The following is a 20,273-nucleotide window of genomic DNA, read 5'->3' on the forward strand; positions in this document are numbered from 1 at the left end:
GGCGAATGGTAAAAATATTTCAATAATGGCCCAGCAGCTTCCACCACAAGCCGCCGACCACTACCCAGATAACCAGATTCACGACACTCATGATGAAGCCCGCTTTCCACCACTCGCCCAGCGTTAAGTAGCCCGAGCCAAAAATAACGGGCGATGTGCCCGTCGCGTAGTGAGTTAAGGTCATCATGATGGAGGAAGTGGCGGCCATGATCAGTACAAACGGCATGGGCGGTGCGCCGAGCGTTAACCCAACAGTAAGAAAAGCCGCCATCATGGCAGTGATATGCGCGGTGGTGCTGGCAAAGAAGTAGTGGGTGTAGAGAAAGGTTAGTACGAGCAGGGCGGACGCACCCATCCAGCCGATCCCCATCATGGTTATCCAGTCCTGCATGTTAGAGGAGAACCAGTCGATCAAGCCGGTCTGGTTGAGCTGGGTTGCCATCATGATTAGGGCGCCGAACCAGAGTAGGGTATCCCAGGCGTTCTTTTCCGCCAGCACATCGTCCCAGGTTAATACGCCGGTTAGCAGGAGTATCGATAGCCCGATAAACGCAGAGGTGGTGGTGTTGAGGGTGACGGCATCGCCCAGAAATAGCGCTGGGATATCCGCCCACAGCAGCAATAGCACCAAGAAAACACACAGCATAATGCCTTCATGTCGGCTGATCTTACCCATTTCGGCAAGTTTATCGCGTGCCATCTGCGTGGCATGAGGCGTCTCTTTTATTTCCGGTGGGTAAAGCAGGTAAAGAATATAGGGCATAGCCAGGATCGCTACCAAACCAGGTAACAGCATGGCGAGCGCCCAGGTCATCCAGCTCAGTTGGATTTCCGCACCGGTAGCGATTGAAATTAGCTGTACGGTTAATGGGTTAGGAGCAGTAGCCGTGACAAACATCGCCGAGGTGATGGGGTTGCTGTGATAGTTCACCAGCGCCAGGTATTTGCCAATTTTGCTCGACGTGCCGTCTTCCGGGCGTGAGTCAAAGCCTTTAGCAACAGAGCGCATGATGGGGTGCATGATCCCGCCACCCCGAGCGGTATTGCTCGGGGTGACGGGGGCAATAGAGAGCTCGGAAAAGGCCAAACTATAGCCGATCCCCAACGTCTTCTTGCCGAAAAGGGAGATGAAATAGTAGCCGATGCGCGCTCCCAGCCCCGACTTAATCAACCCTCGTGAGATCATAATCGAGATGGCGATTAACCAGATCAGCGAGTTGGAGTAGCTGCTTAGCGCATCGCTAATGGCAGCACCCGGATTATCGCTGGTCACCCCGCTCGCCGCCACGACGGAAATAGCAATGACTGAAATAGCGCCGATGGGCATTGCTTTACCAATAATCGCGGCAATCGTCCCCACGAAAATAGCCAGCATCAGCCAAGCATCAGAAGTGAGGCCTTCCGGCAACGGAATAACCAGCCATATCAGCAGAGTTATGGCCACCGCAATAAGAGTTGGCCAGGGTTTGAAAGGCAGCGTCGGCATCGTGGAACCCCACAGTAAGTAGATGGCTACGGCACGCTCACAGTCAATAAAGCAGTGCTTGAGTTGCTACTTAAGTTTATATTGGGTCGATGCTTGCCGGTTTGTTCCAAGTCAATAGCGGCTCAATTGCGCAGTGCTACCTATCACGCTATAAGCGAAAAACCCGCTAACGGGTAGCGGGTTTTTCGGATTGCAATGGCTATCAGGTATCAGTTCAATTCCAGCGAGAAATTCATCTCAACGCCCGCATCGTCCACTCTGAACCCGTACTCTATGTTCTTGTAGATCTCAGCATACTGCCTGAGCAGTTCAATATCGGACGCGGATACGTCATCGGATGGCACTTGCTCCATGACATCGGCCAGCGACTGATAAAACTCGCCTGTCATGTGGCCATGAAGCAGCAGGTCACGCTCTGATACAGGCGCTTGCAGCTCACCTTGCAGTGCCTCTGAATCGCTGATGCCAGCGCCTAGTACAATGGCGGTATCAGACATGGCGGCGTAAAGCGCCGGTGCATCGGGTGGCAGCATCATGCTTTCAATTTGCTTGGCTTCCCCACCGGGTTCAAGTCCTAACGCGGCTAACTCAGGCGCGAAGGCGCTCACGGTAGACAGCAGGCCCAGTGGGTTTTGTGAGGCAATCGTCAGGATGCCGGTACCGGAAGGTTCACCGTCGGTCATTGTCAGACTGTCGATGCGGGCTCTCAAGCCGGATAGCGCTGACCCGATCATCATCGTAGCAGGGTTGTTCATCGCCACGTTGATCTCGGTCCAGGCGCTATTTAGATCCTGTAGCTCACCACAACTGAAGGGGGTTTGACGCACTTCCTGCGCATATTTCTGCACCGTCTGAAGCAGCATCGGTAAATTCAGGCCCATCCCCAAGCTTGACATGCCCTCTGTGTTACCTAGGCCCGGCACCTGAGTGGTCAGAGCGCGCAGGTCGGTGACAATACCTTCATCGGTTTCCAGAATGACATTCAGCTCCATGCGGTCTTGGTTGTACTCGCGCATGCCCAGCACAAGGCCGGGGAAGCGGCCGGTAATACGGTCAATATCGGCCTGACAGGCAGATAGATCCAGCTGCTCTGCCTCAACGGCGTCCATCAATGCTTGAGTGCCTAAATGCGTGGGCGTACTCAGCTCATTCAGAAAGCGCGAAGAGTCGATTTGCCCGGCCCCGTAAGGGGTAAAGTCATGGCGCTGCTCAAGCTCGGCCAGTGCGCCGGTGTCGCTAATGTTGCTATCAGGCGGGGTGTTACCCAAGACCTGCGCTAGCAGCTCGTCGCTGGCATCCTGCGGCACGACAGACAACAGTAGTTGTTGGTCAATAATGGCTAGGATCGCATTGACCGGCCCCTCAGGCGTCAGCACCCAGTAATCGGTGCCGTTAGTGGTGGCTGTGTTCGGGTTGATGTCTGCCTTGGTTAGAATGCGCTGAAGCGTTTCGCGAAAGGCCTCTTCATCGTGCAGCTGCATGCGCAATACAGGCAAGATGCCTAGCCCATACACGGCGGCCTGGGGGTTTACCTTCAGGCCCAGCGCATGGACATCGTCTATTGATTCAACCCCCTCCAGCTCTTCACCCATGGCGATTAACAGCGTCATCAACGCATGCTGTACTTCATCGTCTTCTAGTTGGGGCAGCGTGTCGCGCAGTTCATCCAGGTCAGATTCGAGGCTCGCCGTGGGCTGCATGCGCTGATAAAGAGCAAAAGCCTCTTGTTCAGGCAATGCTTCACGCGTGGCCATGAAGTAGGGGGAATCTGCCGGGATATATTGCAGCATCGGCGCTTCCAGTTGTGATGCTGCTGGTTCGTTATCATCGCTGCAGCCGCTGAGCAGGCCAGCGCTGACCAGAGCAAGAGATACCGCTAGGGAAAGTTTGGTTTTCATCTGGAGTCGGTTCTTTGATAGGTGTTGGTTTTAAATTAATCGTTATAAACAGATTGCTCTATAAATGATAATCATACACGAGCAATGTATAATCAATCGCTACTTAAGTGAAATTAATTTCAATACGTTTAGGGCAGATTCTGTGGCCAAGCTATAATTTTGATAAATAATAAGGTTAAAAAGCCTGAGTGACTGAACCAGAAGTGAATGGATATAAAATTGGCCCTTGAGTTTTACTAATACCCAAGGGCCATATTCAGTAGTAAAGCTGTTCAGTTGCTGCCTATTTTAAACTTCCTGATACAGCTCGCTGCCTTTGTTGCGAAACTTCTCCGCTTGCTCTTCCATGCCTTTCATCACCGCTTCCTGATCGCCGTTTAGCCCGTGTTCGTTCGCATAGTCACGTACTTCCTGGCTGATCTTCATAGAACAGAACTTCGGCCCGCACATGGAACAGAAGTGCGCCACCTTGGCGGAGTCCTTGGGCAGGGTTTCATCGTGGTATTCCCGGGCAGTATCCGGGTCTAGCCCCAGGTTGAACTGGTCTTCCCAGCGGAACTCGAAACGCGCCTTGGAGAGGGCGTTGTCGCGGCGCTGCGCCGCCGGGTGGCCCTTGGCCAAATCCGCCGCGTGGGCAGCAATCTTGTAGGTAATAATGCCGGTTTTGACGTCGTCTTTATTGGGCAGGCCCAGATGCTCCTTGGGCGTGACGTAGCAGAGCATGGCGCAGCCAAACCAGCCGATCATCGCCGCCCCAATGCCCGAGGTAATGTGGTCGTAGCCCGGGGCGATATCCGTCACCAGTGGGCCGAGGGTGTAGAAGGGCGCTTCGTCGCAGTACTCCAGCTGCTTATCCATGTTCTCTTTCACCAAGTGCATGGGCACGTGGCCGGGGCCTTCGATCATCACCTGCACATCGTGCTTCCAGGCGATATGGGTCAACTCGCCCAGGGTTTTAAGCTCCGCCATTTGCGCTTCGTCGTTGGCGTCGGCCACCGAGCCGGGGCGCAGGCCGTCGCCGAGGGAGAACGCCACGTCGTACTGCTTGCAGATCTCGCAGATGTCTTCGAAGTGGGTGTACAGGAAGCTTTCCTGGTGATGGGACAAGCACCACTTGGCCATGATCGAGCCGCCACGGCTGACGATGCCGGTGACCCGCTTGGCGGTGAGCGGCACATAGCGCAGCAGTACGCCCGCGTGAATGGTGAAGTAGTCCACGCCCTGTTCCGCCTGCTCGATCAGCGTATCGCGGAAGACTTCCCAGGTAAGGTCTTCGGCCACGCCTTTGACCTTTTCCAGTGCCTGATAGATAGGCACCGTGCCAATCGGCACCGGCGAGTTGCGCAGAATCCACTCGCGGGTTTCGTGAATGTTCTGGCCGGTGGAGAGATCCATGATGGTATCCGCGCCCCAGCGAATACCCCAGGTCATCTTATCTACTTCTTCCTCAATAGAAGAAGTCACCGCGGAGTTACCCAGATTACCGTTAATTTTGACCAGGAAGTTACGGCCAATAATCATCGGTTCAGATTCTGGGTGGTTGATGTTATTGGGAATAATTGCCCGCCCACGGGCGACTTCATCGCGCACAAACTCTGGCGTGATCTCCTCCGGCAAGCTGGCGCCAAAGCTCTGGCCTGGGTGCTGGTGGCCTAAAATGCGCTCAACTTCAGCGGTACCCAACGCTTGGCGACGCTGGTTTTCCCGCAGGGCAATAAACTCCATTTCCGGGGTAATAATACCCTGGCGAGCGTAGTACAGCTGGGTAACGTTCTTACCCGGTTTTGCCCGCCGTGGCGTACGGGTTAGATCAAAGCGCAGCTGGGCAAGCGTCGGGTCGTTGGCGCGGCGGTTGCCATACTCGCTTGTGGGGCCGGTTAAGAACTCTGTGTCGTCCCGCGCTTCAATCCAAGCGCGGCGCAGCGCCGGCAGGCCACGGCGTAGATCAATCTGGGCGTCGGGGTCGGTGTAGGGGCCGGAAGTATCGTAAACCAGCAGCGGCGGGTTCTCTTCATCAATGCCGGTGGTTTTAGTCGGCGACAGGGTGATCTCCCGAAATGGCACGCGAATATCTGGCTGGGAGCCTTCCACGTACACCTTGCGGGAGCCTGGCAGCGGCGCGATGGCGGCGGCATCCACCTGCGCGGTTTCGGCTAAAAAGTGACTGGTTCTACTTGTTACGGACTTAGTCATAACGGTCTCCATACGATTGTTGTTTTGCAGGATTAGATAGTGAGATCTTGGTCTATCAGGTCTAAGCCCATCTGCCAGAAGTCGATTTCCAGGCGAGTGGCATCGCGAAAGATCTTGCTTAGCTCATTAAAGCGAGCGGGGGTAACGTCGGCTAGGCGGGCATTGAGCCATTCAAGCTCCGCCTGCATGGCGGCCTGAAACTCTTCGCCTTCGTACATGGCGATCCAGGCATCATAGGGGTTTTGGCTACCGCGCAGGCTAGAAGGCTGGGCGTTAAGCCAGTTGGCGATTTCGCCATAGCCCACCAGGCAGGGGGCCAGTGCCACGTGCAAATCGAGTAGATCACCTCGGCTGCCGGTATCCAGCACATAGCGGGTGTAGGCGAGCGTTGCTCTGGCTTCGGGAAGTTCCTCCAGTTCTTGCTCGGAAATCCCCCACTCCTGGCAAAAGCCCACGTGCAGGCCCAGCTCCACATCCACAATGGCTTTCAAGCCCTCATGGGCTTGGCGAAGATCAGCGAGGGTAGGACTTTTATAGGCAGCCAGCGCGTAGGCGCGGGCGAAGTGAATCAAAAATAGGTAGTCCTGCTTTAAATAGTGGCGAAACGACGCTTCAGGCAGCGTGGCGGTGCCCAATTGACGCACAAAATCATGCTCAATATAGGCGCGCCAATCGTCTTGGCAGGCGGTGGTGAGATTAGTAAAGCGGTAGCCCATGATGCCTCCGGTGGTAATGATCCGGAGGGCTGGCGGGAGAGATCGAGGAAATGGCGCGGAAAGGTGGCGTGAAATGAAGCCATGGCCATCGCTTGATCCCTACGCCGGTACCCGCGCCACTCGTTATATAAGCAGCGCATTAGCCGGATCAGGTTCAGCGGGACCAGCGCTTGGCAGCAAAAAATGCTCGCCCTGCGCCATCTCAGCCGGATTTCACCGGCACCCCGTCAAGCTGTTCGTTGGTGGAGTGTAGGAGGCGGGTGGGGGAGATGCAAGAGAACTCCTGTGACCGGGTGACAGCTTTGCTAAGTAAGGCGCTAACCTAATGGGCTTCTAACACCCGCAAAGCCATTACCCAGCACATGGGTGTATATTTGAGTGGTTTCGATGCTCTTGTGTCCCAGTAGCTCTTGAACCGTGCGAATATCGGTGCCTTGGCTTAGCAGCTGAGTTGCGAAACTGTGGCGTAAAGAGTGACATGACCCAGGGCGCGTCAGAGAAGAAGATCGCATGGCATATTTAACGGCTTTTTGTACGGCAGACGTATGAATGTGGTGTAGCACTATCCGGTTGTCGTCATCGAAACAGGGCTTGGATGAAGGAAAAAGCCATTGCCATGCGAGGGAAATGCCCGCATTCGGATATTTTTGATCCAGCGCGTAGGGCAGTGATACCGGAATGGCGTTGGTTTCAATGCGGGCCGCAAGCTGTTGCTCCGCTATCTGAATATGGGCGTTTAACGCTTCCTCACAAGAGGGGGGCAATAGCGTGGTGCGGTCTTTATTGCCTTTGCCCGCACGGACAGTAATGACGTGACGCGCAAAATCGATATCTTTTACGCGTAACCGACAAGCTTCGGAGACTCTTAACCCAGAGCCGTACATCAGCGATGCAATCAGGAGCATGGAGCCGGACAGGTGCTCAAACACACCCATAACCTCCTGGTGGGAAAGCACGACAGGCAAGCGCTGAGGGCGCTTAGCCCGGCTAAAATTACCAATCTCACCCAGCGGTTGATCTAGAACGTGGCGATAAAGAAATACGATGGCGTTGAGTGCCTGGTTTTGTGTTGCCGCAGCAACACGCCTCTCTATCGCGAGATATTCTAAAAATTGCCGCACTTCATTGCCCGCCATGGTGGCAGGATGCCGCATTCTGTGGAAACGAATGAAAAAGCGAATCCAGTAGCAATAGGTTTTCTCAGTGCGAAGGCTATAGCGCTTGACTCTGAGGGCAGCTTTCACCCTCTCCATCAGTTTCATAGATTGCACCCACGTGGCTTTTAACTGATTATATATACAGTATTATTGAAAATAGCAAATCGCGCAAGCACGCGAATTTTGTCTATACCGCCAAATTTTGCTTTGCTCTCAAGGGAATCAATGGGGTAGAGTCAAAATGGTAGGCTGCAAAATCCCAATGAATGCGCCGTCGCGTTCATTGAGGTTTTGTAGCTGGGTGTAGAATCACTGTTAGGACATAAGATGACCGAGCTAGTGAATAACTTACCAATGATTGAAATTCTCACCGGCGCTCTCGTGATTATCACTGGGTTCTATGCTTGGGCAACCTATCAGATCTTAAAGGCCAACAAGCGTGTAGTTGAGGTAATGCAAGAACAGAACGAGGCCATAAGTCGCCCATACGTTACGGTGTCGCCGAAACTGGAAGCTGACAATCCGATTTTCTATCTTACGATCTGTAACTCAGGCCGAACCTCTGCACGTAATTTGAGGCTAACGATAGACAGGTCTTTCTATAAGTTTGGGGAAAATAATCCTGAAAGCGATTTGGCAACATGCTCAGCTTTTACTCAGCCGATTTATGCCTTTGCGCCTGGCTCGGAGATGACATTCTCATTAGCTCAAGGTTTTGTTGTTTTTGCTGAAAATGCTGATGAGTCAGTACTGCCTAAAAAGTTTACTGTTGTTGCTGAATATGAGTATGGGCTAGATCGTTCCGTAAAGGAGTCTCATACTATCGACCTTCGGCCTTACCTCGGGGCTGACGTGCCGCAGGAAGCTCTAATACGGAAAATGAAGGATTTGATAAAGGCAGTAGAAAAAGTTGCCACCAGTGTCAAGAAGTCCTAACAAAGCCAAGCACGGCGACGTCTTTTTCGTTGCGGCTTCGCCTTCACTACAAAGCCGCGCGTGTTGGCGGCGTTATATTTACTTGTGGCCACTCATCAAAATAATCCAACACTGGTTTTTCAGGTCCGTTACAGTATTACTTACCAGCAGTTAACTGAAAGCTAGAGGAAGGAATGACTATGTACAAATGTCCAGAGTGTGGCTCATCGGATACCAGTAAAGAGCGGTTGCAGGGGTGGGATACTGGCGACAGAATCTGCGCCAATTGCAGTTGCACCACTGCGGCTGTGGATTTCCGCAAAGCGGCTGAGTCTGCAGATACTCACCAGTCGAACATTCAGAAATAATCATTCGTATAGATATGCGCCCGCAGGCCACCCCACTCGGGGTGCCGCTGTGCTAAATTAATGTTGAGAGTTATTATGTTGTATAAGGTCGTAAAAACATCGATATGTATTATTTTAATGTCTACTTCTGGGCTCGCGAATGCAGAATTTACGCATAGAGAGGCACAGCTGGTTAGAGACTTAATTGATTATTGCAATTATCATAAATCACTCGTGCCATCAGCAATCAAGCTTAAAGGCAAAGGTTACACACAAGAAGCGGTGATCTCTGGCGCACCCGATGACCAAGTATGGAGAATGGTAGTCAGGTCAGCATATGAGTTAGATGCCACTCAGGGAAGTGAAAAATTGCTCGCAGACAATGTTGAAAATAGGTGTTTTGATCAGGGCCTGACAAGATTGACAAGAGGTGAGATTAAATGAACATCGCATACAAATTTTTTATTCAATAGGGGCTTAATATAACAAAGCCATTAAGTTTGTTCCGGGCCTTTGGCCCTCCACCGGACGCCCTTTTCAGGGCGCCGCTTATGGCTGGCGTTAAATTTCACTACAACGGAGCTTGTATGAATATCGAACAACTGGCAGAAAAGCTTAAGCCATGGATGCAGGTAGATACTTGGCACACCACTCATCCAAGGGACTCTGAACGCTTCCATCTCGCCCTCAACTCCGCATTCTCTGAATTCGGTAATTCGATCGGTTATGACGATTTCAAAGATGCAATGGAGTATCTGTCAGAGGATCTTCCATCAGCAAAGCTTGAGGCAGAGTATTTGGCTCAAACAATTGAGCGGTATGCTTCAAAGGCAGAAACTATTTCTAGTTATCTATCCGACGTAAAAATTTAACAAGGCGCAGCAGTTCGCGGCCGGTGGCCGCCGGACGCCCTTTACGTGGCTCCTTCGTCGCCACTCCAAGGTCGCCGCTGTGCTTCGGCGTTGAACTAGCCGCGCAAGCGCGGGAAGCGCGTCTGAGAGCTTTGTAGATCGTAGATTATTAGGCAGGGTTTTCAAGGATGAAGACAGTACTGCAAGAGGTGATAGCCCGGGGGTACCCGGCCTTGGCGGAGAAAACCGCCTTACCACCGCATGTGCACCGTGCGGCCAGGGCCATGGTAATGTGCCGCACGTCAGCACTGGGTGGCCACATTCAAGGCTGTCCCGAGGGGCATGTGCAGAGAGTCTGGTACAACTCCTGCCGCCACCGCAGTTGCCCGCAATGCAACCGGATACAGCTTGAGCGCTGGTTGGAAGGCCAGAAGTCCCGCCTGATTGATCACCCCCACCGCCATATGATCTTTACCCTGCCTCACGAGTTACATCCTTACTGGCGCCGCAACACGGACCAGATGACTCGTTGGTTGTTCCAGTCCGTCCGGGAAACGCTTCTGTGTTTTTTGAGTGACCCGGCTTATCTGGGTGCCCAGCCAGGCATTCTGAGTGTCTTGCACACCTGGGGCCGGTCTCTCACCCTGCATCCCCATATCCACTGCGCCGTCACCGAGGGCGGTCTGGACGACCGAGGACAATGGCGTTTGCCGGTCAAGAACTGCTTTTTGCCGATCCGTGCGGTGATGTTCAAGTATCGGGGACACTTCCTGGCCCAGTTAAAGAGGGCCGTGGATAGTGGAGAGTTGGCGTTACCGAACGGCGAGACACCGACGAGCAGCCACAACCTGTTTAACCGGCTGGGCCGCAAACCCTGGAACGTGAACCTTCGTGAGCGGTACGACAATGCCGAAGGTGTGGTGGAATACCTGGCTCGTTACGTGCGGGGCGGGCCGATGCGCCCCCGTCAGTTATCAAAATTCCGGGCGGACCAGGACGATGTCCTGTTCCGTTACCATGCCCACCGGGACAATCCCGATGGCGGTCGGAAACGATGCCGGAAGGAACGCCTGAGCACGGGAGAGTTGACCGGGCGGTTACTGCAGCATGTGCCTCGCAAGGGGCTGAACATTGTTCGCAGTTATGGGTTGTATGCGGTGGCCTGTCGGGAAAAGCTGGATCAGGCCCGGGCGGAAGTGGGGCAAGCACCGGTCCGGTCACCGAAGCCAATTCAGTGGCAAGGGTATCTTGGCCGCTTTCCCGGGAGCCCATCACAGACCCACTGTCCGGTCTGCGAGCGTCAATTGATGGCCCTGGCCCCCATCGCACCCTCGAGGGCACCGCCATGAATCCGCAGGGTTCAGGGGTGGCACGGAGTAAGACCATGACAGGGATCGTCGGTGGGGAGCTTGTCTTGCCGGTTGTCTGGAAATGTCGGAAAACCCGTCCCAAACCCCGTCCGCTTTGCCCTGTGAATCGAGCCAAGCTGCTTCAATCTGATCGGGATCAGAAAACCTTTTCCGCTACCCCGTGGCCAGCTCCGGAAATCTGGCCTTTCAAATCCCCATAGGCTAGCCTGAAGCCTTGAGTGCGGACCAGTCCAACAAGCCGATGAACCGATCCACAGGAGCCTGGTCGCGTGCCGGCCTTAATTCAGGCGTGACTGAGGATGCGGGGGCGGTGGACGGTTATCTATATCGTTATATTTCTTAAACCTCAATCAAGGAAGATCATGAGAATATCGACATTTCCCCTAATCATTCTCTGCCTATTCATGGGCTTCACCTTTTGGGTCATGGCCGGTGCAGAGCAGTCGCTTTTGGCCTTTGGTGTACAGCTTATGTCCAGCCCGGATACCGCCCAGGTGGTCATAGATCTCTACATTCTCGCCGCGTTGGCATGTGTCTGGATGTACCAAGACGCCAGAAGCCGTGGCAAAGGGTTGGGGTATCTCATCCCATTTTTCGTTCTGACAGTGGTGTTTGTATCTGCAGGCCCGCTGCTATATTTAGTGCTGCGTGGTAGACGCGAAACCGATGCCGCAACCAGCAAAATATAACCAACCGCATCAGTACGCGGCCGATGGCCGCCGGACGTCCCTGACGGGCCGCCGCTGTGCTCCGCGTTATATGTAAGGAGCAGTATGGAGCAGTCGGAAATAGATTGGCGTCAGTATCAGCAGCATATTGATACCTATAAGTTTTATCTTGAAATCGTGGTCAAAATAATTGGTCTGTACTTCGCTGTTTCGGGAGCAATGCTTTCTTTCTACTTCGCGAACACCGAATCTGAGCACGCCAAGTTAGCCTTATATTTGCCGTGGTTAATCGGGGTAGGCTTGGCCATATTTTTCTCTATCGGTGCCTGGCTTTCGATAGTAACGCGAGACGATATTTTTGAACTGAGAGAAAAGCTTGGATTGCAGGTGGCCCCTGAGACAGGGGTATTGGCTCTGCTCTTGGTTATCTTCTCAATCGTACTCATAGCGTGTGTTGCTGGGATCAGCTATGTACTCTGGTGGGCCGCCATATAACAAAAGCGTTATGCCTTACAGCAGATGCCCTTCTGGCAACATGCGTTTGTGCAGGATACGGATAATTTCTACAACACCGTCGGCGGCTACCCGATAAAAGATGATGTGGCTTCCCTGTGGGTACTGTCGGTAGCCCGGGCTGATATCCTCGCAGGATTGCCCCAGGTTCGGATTTTCACCCAGTAGGTGGAAGCACTGGTCGAACTGAAAAATGTAGTGGTTTCGCTGATCCCGGCCCCATTCACGCTCCGTGTAAAGTGCAATAGATTTGAGGTCAGCTTTGGCCTTCCTGGAAAGCTTGAAATTCGGCATCAGCGCTCTTCGTTGTCCAGTTCGCGAATGAACGAGTCATAGGAGTAGTCGTCAAAACCACTGTCCTCGCCTTCCTTAAGCAGTTTGCGGAGCGTAGTCAGGTGGGTTTCGGACTCTTCAAGCAGGCGTAATCCTGCACGAACTACTTCGCTGGTTGAGCTGTATCGGCCATTTTTGAGCTGTTCTGCAATGAACGCATCAAAATGTTGGCCTAGAGAGATGCTGGTGTTCTTTTGCATGATGCCACCTCGGCAGTACCAATAATTGGTATATTTTGATCCAGGTGGCATAACAATGCAATCCACGCGACAAGCGCGTGATTGCGGGCGTTGAGCCTGTAGAAAAACCCCGCTGACGGCTAAGTTTTGGTAGGATCGAGAAAACAGACGAGGAGTGGTCAGCATGCCGCGCTTCAAGCCTTATAACCACGATCAAAACGCCATGGTGGTGATCAACTACCAAGATCAACTCCAACCCGGCACCTTTGAGCACGCAGTGCACTACCTGATCGAGCATAAACTCGACTTGTCCGTTTTCCACCCCAAGTACCGCAACGATGCGACCGGTCGGCTGGCCTACGATCCGGCCATCCTGCTTAAGATTATCCTGTTTGCTTACTCCAAAGGCATCACCTCCAGCCGTGAGATGCAGTGGTGCTGCGAGACCAATATTATTTTCAAAGCCCTTTCCTGCGATACCGTTCCCCACTTCACCACACTGGCCAGCTTCGTCAGTCGCCATGCTGATGAGATTGAAGCGCTATTCGAACAAGTGCTGCTGGTGTGCCATGAACAAGGCTTGCTGGGTAATGAACTCTTTGCCATTGACGGCTGCAAGATGTCCTCCGATGCCTCTAAGGAATGGTCGGGTACGTTCAAAGAATTGGGCGAGAAGCGGGAGAAGCTGAGAGGCCTGATTCGGCATCATTTATTGGAGCATTACGCGCGTGATGAAGCCGAAACGGAAGCCGACCTGGATCGGGATATTCGCCGAGCCAAGATGATTCTCTCGCTAGATGCGGCCATGAACAAAGTTGATCGCTTCCTAAAGACGCACAGCCCAAGGATGGGCCGAGGGAAGCGGGTCAAGGAAGTGAAGAGCAATCTGACCGATAATGAAAGTGCCAAAATGACGACAAACAAGGGCACGATCCAGGGCTATAACGGCGTAGCCACGGTGGATAAAAAGCACCAGATCGTCATTGACGCTCAGGCCTTCGGCGAAGGCCAGGAACATCACACCTTGCAGCCCGTACTGGAAACGGTCGAAGCCCGTTTTAAGAAACTGGGCATTGCGGAAAACATCTACCAGAAAGGCACCGTCGTCACCGCGGATACAGGCTTTGCCAATGACAAATTTATCGGGAATAAATTTGAACAGCCGCAGGCTGGCCCGAAGGGCGAGTCTCATGGATGAGACGAGTAAACCCAATATGAAGTATCTGCACGAACAGCAGATCAACGGCTACATCCCAGATAACCAGTTCCGCAGCCGAGATCCGAAGTTCGCTAACCAGAAAGACAAATACGGCAAGCGCCATCAGAACCTGCTGGACAAAGGCTGGCGAGAGACGACGCCCGCCAGCGCGTTCCAGTTTGATCCAGTAGCGCTAACGTGTATCTGCCCAACCGGCGAAAAGCTGTCCTATCGCGGGCAACGAGAAACGGACACTGGCAAGATTCGCAACCGCTTACCCAATTACACGGACTGGATGAAGCACCGAGTTGATAGCCCGAAGGGCAAAGAAATTTACAGCCATCGCATGTCAGTCGTAGAGCCCGTCTTCGGCAACATTGGCACAACGAAAAGACTGAACTGCTTCAGCCTTCGGGGTAAGAAAAAGGTGCAAGGTCAGTGGCAGCTCTACTGCTTGGTGCACAATATTGAGAAGTTAGCGAATTATGGCCATTTGGTCGCGTCATGAAGGGCTATGAGCGGGATGCGTCGCTACATAAGAGCCAAATAGCCCTCTTAACTGACATTAGGCGCGCACCTTAGTGGCTGAATGCCGATATTAATACTCCCCAGCCAGATGACTGGCAGGGTGAAGAAAATGAGAGCAACAGGCGGTGGAGATGGCTCTAAATCGGGTTTTTCTACAGCCTCGTTAGCTGTGATTGCCTCACCTGAAAAGTGATACTATAGTGTCACTATTAGTCTAATTCAGGGTGAGCCCATGAAAGTTGAGCTTGTTACGAACCTCAAGCGCCAAGCCACAAAGATTCTGGCAGATCTGCACTTGTCTAAAGAGCCGATACTGATCACGGAGCATGGTCAGCCATCCGCATACCTTGTCGATGTGCAGGATTACGAATTCATGCAGCGTCGGCTTGAGCTGCTTGAGGGGCTCTCACGAGGAGAGCGTGCTGTACTTGAGGGAAGAACGTTCAGTCAAGGTGAGGCCAGGGAGAAAATGAGTAAATGGCTGAGGTGATCTGGACGGAGCCCGCCTTCCAGGAACTGGATGCCATCGCTGAGTACATTGCTCTGGATAATCCTGCTGCCGCAAGCCATCTGGTCGGAGAAGTTTTCGATAAAATCGAGCGTCTGGAAGAATTTCCCCAATCCGGACGGATTCCCCCGGAGTTGCCTAATTCGGTATACAGGGAAGTAGTGGTTCCACCGTGTCGCATTTTTTATCGTGAGGATGGAAAGCGAGTTCTCGTCCTCTATGTCATGCGAGAGGAGCGGCAGCTCCGGGCGTACATGCTTGGTAGCAGCTAACGAGATGCGTCATGACCGGAATCACCGCCACCGAGGCGCGCAGCAATCTCCACCGCTTGATTGATGAAGCAGCCGAGTCTCACCAGCCAATTGTCATTATGGGTAAGCGGGATAAAGCGGTGTTGGTGTACGAGAAAGACTGGTCTGCCATTCAGGAAACTTAAGACCACTGGCACCTCAGCTTTAAGGCACTCAATTCGCTGTTAATGAAAAGAGCTGGGCAACAGCGTTTGCCATCGAAGATGCTGCGACATTACCGCTTAAACTCAATACTCTTCCAGACCAGCCCAACCAGCACAATCGCCAGTACGGCGAGCAGCACAACTGCGCCCGACGAATCCAGAACCTGCAGGGTCAGGCCTGAAACCACCAGCCAGAGCGCGGGTATGATAGCGGCGAGCCAGAGGGCGAACCCCCGCAGCATGATAAGCACCAAGCCCAGCGTAGTAACTGCCGTGGGGTCGGCGTGTATGCCGAACACTTCCGCCTGGTACCAGGAGCCGCCGCTTAGTGGCGCTATCAGCGGCATGATGATCAGGCCGAAGAGGGTGATGGCTATTCCTATAGCAACCGGTAGGTTTGTTGCGCGTGACGCTTTATCCAATCCCCATCCCGTTAGCGCCACCAATGCCAGCAGCACGGCCTGGGCAATGAAAGCGTTGCCAACATAGCCCCCGGCCCAGTTGAGTTCTGCATAGCGCTGAAAGAAAAACGCGACGGCGACAAAGGCCCAGAGCGGGGCGGGTAGCAGGCAGGCGAGTCGCGTGCGATGTTTAAGCGCCAGTAACAGGGCGGCGGCGCCGAGTGCGAGGGTCAGCAGATGCAGCGGCCAGAAGGTTTCGCCTATGCGTTCTAGCAGGCGAAAGTAAACCTCCGCTGTGAAGGGAATAAAGTCCTGCAGCCGGTAGCTTGTCCACTCGTTCATAGCGACTCGATATAGGCGGCCATTCGCTTTCGGGCATCGGGCGAGGGCATGGGGGCGTAGCCGGCGCGCATGTTCTCGCGCATGTGTTCGACCTGGGTGGTGGCGGGTATCGCGCAGGTGATCGCCGGGTGGCTGACGATAAACTTCAGCAGAAAGTCCGCCCAGGTTGTGCAGCCGCATTCCTCTTTTGCCCACTCGGGCAATGGCGCGTCACGGCGTTTGAGGTTTTTGATCAGGCTGCCGCCATCGTAAGGCCGATTGGCGATCACGCCGATGTTTCGCTCTTCGGCCAGCGGCAGTAGCCGGTTTTCAGCCTCTCGGTGGGTGATGTTGTAGGTCAGCTGAACGAAGTCGATATCCTCTGACGTCATGATCTGCTCGATCTCGCTGTGGCGGCGCCCGTGTGAGGTGGTGATGCCCACATGGCGGATGATGCCTTCGGCTTTCATCTCCTGCAGCGCAGCCAAGTGCTCGCGCCAGTCGGTCAGGTTGTGTACCTGCACGAGATCAAAGTGCTCCACCTTCCAGCGGCTTTTAAGCTCCGCTACCTGCTCGCGAGCTGAACCACCGGCGGGGCTCCAGACCTTTTCTGCGGAAAACAGGCTCTCGGGCGTGCCGAGCTGCTGCAGGGCATAGCCCATTACGTCTGGCGCCGAACCATACATGGGCGAAGAGTCGATCAGGCCACCGCCATGCTCGAAGAATGCCTTCACCACCTCGGTTCGCGCATCGAGCAACTGTGGGTCATTGCCGACATTGAACGTGCGCCAGGTGCCCATGCCGATCACGGGCAGCGTTTTGTCCGTGCCCGCAAAAGTCTTCTGACGAATCCCGCCCGTGTTGGCAAGAAGCGGCGCGGTGGGGAGCATCATGGCGGCGAGCGTGGCGCCGATGAGCGTGAGGCTTTGTCGGCGTGTGATCCGATGCTTGATGAGATGGTTCATAGCGGTCGCTCCTTCCGATTTTTGTGAGTCGGCAGTGTTGAGACCAACACCAGCACAAAGCATGTCAGCACAAATACCTTATTCACAAACCAGTTAGTTCGCCAGATCGACCACTCGGGGTCGGCGAGAAAACGCACGAACAGGGTGCCGATGATGAGGATTTCAATCACGGACATGCCCACCGCCAATACACGCGTATAGCGTGGCTGCTTAAGCAGCGCCCAGCCGAGCCAGACGTGGGCTAGTGGCCACAGGTCCCAATAGATATAGCGTGCCCAGGGCGCGCCGTATGCCAGCGCATAGCCAATGGGAAACAGGTATTTGATGAACAACGTCCACGCCGCCAGAATAAACAGCAGGTGGGCGAGAAAGCTAATCCAAGCGTTGGGTTGTGGGGCGGTCAGTGCCATGGAATCGCTCCAGCGCTGGTTCGTTAACGGCTCGTCTTCACACCATCTGCAAGGGCTGCTTGTGCGTTGGCGGCGGATAGGCAGCGTCGATCTGTGCCAGATCCTCTTTGTCGAGTCTGACGTTATCAGCATCAACGTTCTGCTTGAGGTGTTCCAGGTTCACGGCCTTGGGAATAGCCATCACACCGGGATGGCGCAGTGCCCAGGCGAGGGCGACTTGCGCGGTGGTGGCGCTGTGTTTGTCGGCGATGCGTTGCAGGGTGGCGTCATGCAGTAGTGCGCCGCCTTGCCCAATCGGGCAGTAGGCCATGAGCGGCATGTTGTGTTTTGCTTGCCAGGGCAGCAGGTCGTGTTCGATGCCCCGTGCGTCGGGGTTGTAGAGCACCTGATTAGTGGCGCAAGCAGGCGCGTCGAGTTCTGCCAAGTCGTCAATATCGAAGTTAGATACGCCCCAGCGCAGGATTTTGCCCTGCTCGCGCAGTCGCTCAAAAGCCTCAACCGTTTCGCTCAGCGGGTACTGGCCGCGCCAGTGCAGCAGGTACAGATCGATAGTGTCGGTGCCCAACCGGCGCAGGCTACGTTCGCAGGCAGCTTGAACACCCTTGGTGCTGGCGTTGTGCGGGTAGACCTTGCTGACCAGGTACACGTCATCGCGCCGGTCACGGATCGCTTGCCCCACGATCTCTTCAGCGCCGCCTTCGGCATACATCTCGGCGGTATCGATCAGCGTCATGCCCAGATCAATACCTTCACGCAGCGCCCTGACCTCAGCTTGCCGCTGCCCGGCATTCTCGCCCATGTGCCAGGTGCCCTGGCCTATACGGGGTACGCTGACGCCACCTAGTTCGATCATCTGCATATCTCTATCCCCTGCTGTGACGCTGTTATGACTGTCCATCGCAATCGCGGGTTATAGACTTAAACTAGCACATCACGCTGGCCTGCTCTCTACGATATAAGGGCCTGGCCCTGCTGCCTGCAACTTGACTATTGGGCCTGTTCTGTCGGTAGATAATGGAAAGCGACTGATTGAGGAAGAAACCATGGATGAAGCCGTGTATTGGTACGCGATGGCGGCAGTGCTGTTGTTCTTTAAAATGCTCGCCATTGCGGTGTATCAGGGGTATCACCGTATAGGCAAAATGACATTCAAGACCCCGGAAGATGCCGCCTTCGTCGGCAAGCAGGCTGCACAAGAGGAACTGCCGCAGGTTCAGCGTGGGGCTCGGGCCTGGTCAAACGACGTTGAAAACATCCCCATCTTTCTGGGGCTGGGCGTGGCCTACGTATGGGTGGGCGCGGCGCCCGGCCTGGCGGTCTGGCTGTTTATGGGCTTCACGGCCGCCCGCTATATGCACACCGCCTGCTACCTAACTGCGCTCCAGCCCTGGCGAACGGTGGCGTATGCCATTGGCGTGGTGTGCATGCTGTCGATGTGCGTCCTGATTCTGGCTGCGCTTCTGTAGCCTGCTTGCGCTTGCCCACTGGCGCGTTCAGCCCAGAATCTGCGGATTGAGCTGCCAGGTGGTCCAAGTGAGCGCGCAGGCCAGGCTAACCCAGGCTAGGTAAGGCAAAAGCAGTACGCCGGCTAGCGGTTTGAGGCGCCAGAACATGCCCAAGGTGATGGCGATCAGTATCCACAGCACTACCACGCCAATAAAGGAGACCGTCCCCAACTGCCAGACGAAGTAGAGCCAGCTCCACAGGGCGTTGAGCGCCAGTTGCACCACAAACATCACCAGGGCGGGCTTTGCACCGGGCTCGCGCCAGGCAAGCCATGCGGAGATGCCCATCAGGCCGTAAAGCGTCATCCACATCGGTCCGAACAGCCAAGCAGGCGGTGCCCAGGAAGGTTGCTGGAGGCTTTCGTAGAAGGAGGCGGCATTGATGGAGGCGATAGCGCCGATAGCGGCGGCGAGATAGGCCAGTACCAGCCAACCGATGAGGCCTTTGATCTGTTGACTGCGGGAGAGTGAGCGCATGAGAGTCCCTGCTAGGTTTGTGAAAATCGCTTCAAGGGTATGTAGGGTGATGAACTCGGCCATAGCGGGTGAAGTTCGACCGCAGGATGTCGCCTCAATGGTTGCGCATGCCGATTAGCGGCTCAACGCTGCTGGCTAATTATATGGGAATTTTGGCGATGAAGCTTACTGAGCGAGGAAGGTAAAATGACGCATAGAAAACAAGCGGTCGTTCTTATCCACGGTTTGTTTGGATCTTTGAGCGATCCGAAAATATTGCCAGAGTTCGATCAAGTGGAGGTTCATGCACCTGACTTGATTGGCTACGGCGCACTTTCCCAGCAAGAAACAGCGGGCATCGATTTACTCGCTCAAGCGGAATATGTTGCTAAGTAAATTTTAGACGCCGAAATTGAACAGGCTCATAGCGTAGGACACTCGGTAGGAGGCGCAATTGCAGTTTTGCTGGCCGATCGTTTTCCAGAGCTAGTATCGTCTTCAATCAGCGTGGAAGGAAACCTCACTATTAAAGACGCTTTCTGGTCTGCCGAATTGGCCGCTATGCTGATAGAGAAAGTTGAAGAAATAGTGGCTGGTTATAGACACGCGCCATCTGATTGGTTCGCGAGCGCGGGCGTGCCTATTATCGAATGGACGTCGCGTTTAGCTACCTCCTGGCTTTCCAATCAGCCCGCGACGACCATAAAAGCGCAAGCTATAGCTACTTCACACCAGCTCGCGCTTATCGCGTCGTGCAACGCGAATATCTTTGACGGTAGCAATGCCGATGATTGCGAAGATAACGAGCGAGACCAACGGCCAGATCAGTACATATAACGCCATTATAAAAGTTTGCATGTGCTTTCCTGTTGTCTGGCTGGTGCGCGATGGCGCACCAGCG

The 20,273-nt window shown here is 54.2% G+C and carries 25 protein-coding genes, 2 pseudogenes and 1 riboswitch; of the genes and pseudogenes, 14 read left to right on the forward strand and 13 right to left on the reverse strand.

Translation table 11 applies throughout. The features are described 5' to 3' along the window. Positions 1–19: 19 nt before the first annotated feature. The 5 genes from RZA33_RS06090 to RZA33_RS06110 form a co-directional block, all read right to left on the reverse strand. Positions 20–1,486: a DASS family sodium-coupled anion symporter gene (locus RZA33_RS06090; protein WP_317506965.1), complete on the reverse strand. Its 1,467-nt coding sequence runs from the start codon at positions 1,484–1,486 to the stop codon at positions 20–22. A gap of 209 nt (positions 1,487–1,695) precedes the next feature. Further along, a complete protein-coding gene (locus RZA33_RS06095) occupies positions 1,696–3,384 on the reverse strand; it encodes a hypothetical protein (RefSeq protein WP_317506966.1) in 1,689 nt (562 codons plus the stop codon). Positions 3,385–3,672: 288 nt separating this feature from the next. Further along, positions 3,673–5,577 carry a phosphomethylpyrimidine synthase ThiC gene (gene thiC / locus RZA33_RS06100; protein WP_317506967.1) on the reverse strand — a complete coding sequence of 635 codons (1,905 nt, stop codon included), beginning with the start codon at positions 5,575–5,577 and terminating at the stop codon, positions 3,673–3,675. Positions 5,578–5,609: 32 nt separating this feature from the next. Continuing rightward, positions 5,610–6,293 carry a thiaminase II gene (gene tenA / locus RZA33_RS06105; protein ID WP_317506968.1) on the reverse strand — a complete coding sequence of 228 codons (684 nt, stop codon included), beginning with the start codon at positions 6,291–6,293 and terminating at the stop codon, positions 5,610–5,612. 79 nt (positions 6,294–6,372) lie between these two features. Next, positions 6,373–6,530, reverse strand: a riboswitch (TPP riboswitch). An 80-nt stretch (positions 6,531–6,610) separates the two neighbouring features. Then, the gene (locus tag RZA33_RS06110) at positions 6,611–7,555 is read right to left on the reverse strand and encodes an integron integrase (protein WP_317506969.1); all 945 of its coding nucleotides are present in this window, start codon (positions 7,553–7,555) and stop codon (positions 6,611–6,613) included. 222 nt (positions 7,556–7,777) lie between these two features. Between RZA33_RS06110 and RZA33_RS06115 the strand changes: the two genes are divergently transcribed. The 6 genes from RZA33_RS06115 (at position 7,778) to RZA33_RS06140 (ending at position 12,096) form a co-directional block, all read left to right on the forward strand. After that, a complete protein-coding gene (locus RZA33_RS06115; protein ID WP_317506970.1) occupies positions 7,778–8,386 on the forward strand; it encodes a hypothetical protein in 609 nt (202 codons plus the stop codon). 422 nt (positions 8,387–8,808) lie between these two features. Then, entirely contained in the window at positions 8,809–9,156 is a 348-nt protein-coding gene (locus RZA33_RS06120) for a hypothetical protein (protein ID WP_317506971.1), read from the forward strand. Positions 9,157–9,299: 143 nt separating this feature from the next. Then, the gene (locus RZA33_RS06125; protein ID WP_317506972.1) at positions 9,300–9,584 is read left to right on the forward strand and encodes a hypothetical protein; all 285 of its coding nucleotides are present in this window, start codon (positions 9,300–9,302) and stop codon (positions 9,582–9,584) included. Between the two features lie 167 nt (positions 9,585–9,751). Further along, complete coding sequence (locus tag RZA33_RS06130) at positions 9,752–10,912, forward strand: transposase (protein WP_317506973.1); 1,161 nt, start codon at positions 9,752–9,754, stop codon at positions 10,910–10,912. 383 nt (positions 10,913–11,295) lie between these two features. Next, a complete protein-coding gene (locus tag RZA33_RS06135) occupies positions 11,296–11,622 on the forward strand; it encodes a DUF2834 domain-containing protein (RefSeq protein ID WP_317506974.1) in 327 nt (108 codons plus the stop codon). Positions 11,623–11,706: 84 nt separating this feature from the next. Further along, positions 11,707–12,096 (forward strand): hypothetical protein, encoded by a 390-nt coding sequence (locus RZA33_RS06140; RefSeq protein WP_317506975.1) that lies wholly within the window; start codon positions 11,707–11,709, stop codon positions 12,094–12,096. 15 nt (positions 12,097–12,111) lie between these two features. Here the strand turns inward: RZA33_RS06140 and RZA33_RS06145 are convergent, their stop codons facing one another. Together RZA33_RS06145 and RZA33_RS06150 are read right to left on the reverse strand one after the other, a co-directional pair. Further along, entirely contained in the window at positions 12,112–12,408 is a 297-nt protein-coding gene (locus RZA33_RS06145) for a type II toxin-antitoxin system RelE/ParE family toxin (protein ID WP_317506976.1), read from the reverse strand. Then, entirely contained in the window at positions 12,408–12,647 is a 240-nt protein-coding gene (locus RZA33_RS06150) for a type II toxin-antitoxin system ParD family antitoxin (protein ID WP_317506977.1), read from the reverse strand. Before RZA33_RS06150 ends, RZA33_RS06145 begins: the two co-directional genes overlap by 1 nt. Before the next feature lie 163 nt (positions 12,648–12,810). Here RZA33_RS06150 and RZA33_RS06155 point away from each other — a divergent pair, with 163 nt between their 5' ends. From RZA33_RS06155 to RZA33_RS06175, 5 genes and pseudogenes are all read left to right on the forward strand, one after another. Continuing rightward, positions 12,811–13,824: a transposase gene (locus RZA33_RS06155; protein WP_317506978.1), complete on the forward strand. Its 1,014-nt coding sequence runs from the start codon at positions 12,811–12,813 to the stop codon at positions 13,822–13,824. Next, entirely contained in the window at positions 13,817–14,332 is a 516-nt protein-coding gene (locus tag RZA33_RS06160) for a transposase (RefSeq protein ID WP_317506979.1), read from the forward strand. The genes RZA33_RS06155 and RZA33_RS06160 overlap by 8 nt, the downstream gene beginning before the upstream one ends. Positions 14,333–14,584: 252 nt before the next feature. Next, on the forward strand, positions 14,585–14,842 hold the full coding sequence (locus tag RZA33_RS06165; RefSeq protein ID WP_317506980.1) for a type II toxin-antitoxin system Phd/YefM family antitoxin: 258 nt from the start codon (positions 14,585–14,587) through the stop codon (positions 14,840–14,842). After that, positions 14,830–15,132, forward strand: a complete 303-nt coding sequence (locus RZA33_RS06170) for a type II toxin-antitoxin system RelE/ParE family toxin (RefSeq protein ID WP_317506981.1) — start codon at positions 14,830–14,832, stop codon at positions 15,130–15,132. The genes RZA33_RS06165 and RZA33_RS06170 overlap by 13 nt, the downstream gene beginning before the upstream one ends. 11 nt (positions 15,133–15,143) lie before the next feature. Next, positions 15,144–15,293: pseudogene (locus RZA33_RS06175) on the forward strand (type II toxin-antitoxin system Phd/YefM family antitoxin); the annotation flags it as partial. Positions 15,294–15,385: 92 nt separating this feature from the next. Here the strand turns inward: RZA33_RS06175 and RZA33_RS06180 are convergent. Genes RZA33_RS06180 through RZA33_RS06195 form a run of 4 tightly spaced genes read right to left on the reverse strand, consistent with a single transcriptional unit; the run spans position 15,386 to position 18,270 of the window. Continuing rightward, complete coding sequence (locus RZA33_RS06180) at positions 15,386–16,057, reverse strand: DUF6064 family protein (protein ID WP_317506982.1); 672 nt, start codon at positions 16,055–16,057, stop codon at positions 15,386–15,388. Beyond that, entirely contained in the window at positions 16,054–17,001 is a 948-nt protein-coding gene (locus RZA33_RS06185; RefSeq protein ID WP_317506983.1) for an aldo/keto reductase, read from the reverse strand. The genes RZA33_RS06180 and RZA33_RS06185 overlap by 4 nt, the downstream gene beginning before the upstream one ends. Continuing rightward, the gene (locus tag RZA33_RS06190) at positions 16,998–17,411 is read right to left on the reverse strand and encodes a hypothetical protein (protein WP_317506984.1); all 414 of its coding nucleotides are present in this window, start codon (positions 17,409–17,411) and stop codon (positions 16,998–17,000) included. Before RZA33_RS06190 ends, RZA33_RS06185 begins: the two co-directional genes overlap by 4 nt. Positions 17,412–17,448: 37 nt before the next feature. Beyond that, entirely contained in the window at positions 17,449–18,270 is an 822-nt protein-coding gene (locus RZA33_RS06195; protein WP_317506985.1) for an aldo/keto reductase, read from the reverse strand. A gap of 184 nt (positions 18,271–18,454) precedes the next feature. Between RZA33_RS06195 and RZA33_RS06200 the strand changes: the two genes are divergently transcribed. After that, entirely contained in the window at positions 18,455–18,877 is a 423-nt protein-coding gene (locus RZA33_RS06200; RefSeq protein ID WP_317506986.1) for an MAPEG family protein, read from the forward strand. A 27-nt stretch (positions 18,878–18,904) separates the two neighbouring features. Here the strand turns inward: RZA33_RS06200 and RZA33_RS06205 are convergent, their stop codons facing one another. Next, positions 18,905–19,393, reverse strand: coding sequence for a TspO/MBR family protein (locus RZA33_RS06205; protein ID WP_317506987.1), 489 nt, complete (start codon positions 19,391–19,393; stop codon positions 18,905–18,907). 186 nt (positions 19,394–19,579) lie between these two features. Between RZA33_RS06205 and RZA33_RS06210 the strand changes: the two genes are divergently transcribed. Both RZA33_RS06210 and RZA33_RS19910 read left to right on the forward strand, forming a co-directional pair. Then, complete coding sequence (locus RZA33_RS06210) at positions 19,580–19,768, forward strand: hypothetical protein (protein ID WP_317506988.1); 189 nt, start codon at positions 19,580–19,582, stop codon at positions 19,766–19,768. Between the two features lie 15 nt (positions 19,769–19,783). Next, positions 19,784–19,888 (forward strand): annotated as a pseudogene (locus tag RZA33_RS19910) (alpha/beta fold hydrolase); the annotation flags it as partial. A 210-nt stretch (positions 19,889–20,098) separates the two neighbouring features. Here the strand turns inward: RZA33_RS19910 and RZA33_RS06215 are convergent. Continuing rightward, positions 20,099–20,230, reverse strand: coding sequence for a putative transporter small subunit (locus RZA33_RS06215; RefSeq protein ID WP_317506989.1), 132 nt, complete (start codon positions 20,228–20,230; stop codon positions 20,099–20,101). Between the last annotated feature and the right edge of the window lie 43 nt (positions 20,231–20,273).

This window comes from Halovibrio sp. HP20-59, from assembly GCF_033052795.2.
Taxonomy (GTDB): domain Bacteria; phylum Pseudomonadota; class Gammaproteobacteria; order Pseudomonadales; family Halomonadaceae; genus Vreelandella.